This is a genomic window from Hanstruepera marina (genome assembly GCF_019880635.1).
Classification (GTDB): Bacteria; Bacteroidota; Bacteroidia; order Flavobacteriales; family Flavobacteriaceae; genus Hanstruepera; species Hanstruepera marina.
Genome location: NZ_JAINVX010000011.1, coordinates 1 through 825, shown reverse-complemented (window position 1 = coordinate 825; position 825 = coordinate 1). Strand labels below are relative to the sequence as shown.

1 protein-coding gene is annotated in these 825 nt (G+C 41.5%); it reads left to right on the top strand.

Going from position 1 to position 825, the window contains the following annotated elements; genetic code table 11:
* On the top strand, positions 1–825 hold an 825-nt coding region (locus K7G76_RS15330), incomplete at both ends, for an HYR-like domain-containing protein (protein WP_456237537.1).

The following is an 825-nucleotide window of genomic DNA, read 5'->3' as shown; positions in this document are numbered from 1 at the left end:
CTGATTCTACAGATAGTTCGGATCCTTGTAACATTATTATCACACGTACTTGGACGTTTACCGATGCCTGTAACAACTCAAGCTCTGTATCTCAGACCATTACGGTTACAGATACATTAGCTCCAGTTATTGATACTCAAGCTTCTGATGTAACTATTGAATGTGATGGTACTGGAAACAATGGTGCCATTCAAGATTGGTTAGATAATAATGGAGGTGCTGTTGCTACAGATAATTGTTCTGCAGTGACATGGACTAATAACTATGGTGGTGCTACTTCTGATTGCGCAGCTCCTATTGAAGTTACTTTTACAGCTACCGACGCCTGTGGAAATTCTATTTCTACTACTGCAAGTTATGCTATTCAAGATACTACCGCTCCTGATATTACAGATGCTAGTGATGCAACTGTTGAATGTGATGGTGCTGGAAACCTTACTGAACTAAATGATTGGTTAAATACTAACGGTGGCGCTACTGCTACTGATGATTGTTCAGCTATTTCATGGACAAATGACTTTACTGGTTTATCAGACGATTGTGGTGAGACGGGTTCTGCTACGGTTACCTTTACGGCTACCGATGGTTGTGGTAATTCTAGCTCAACTACTGCTACTTTTACAATTGAAGATACCATTGCGCCTGTGGCTCCTAGTGCTCCTGCCGATATTACTTACGAGTGTATCGCGGATGTACCTGCTCCGGGTGACTTGACAGCTAACGATAACTGTACAGGTGATATTACAGTTACCGGTTCTGATTCTACAGATAGTTCGGATCCTTGTAACATTATTATTACACGTACTTGGACGTTTACCGATGCTT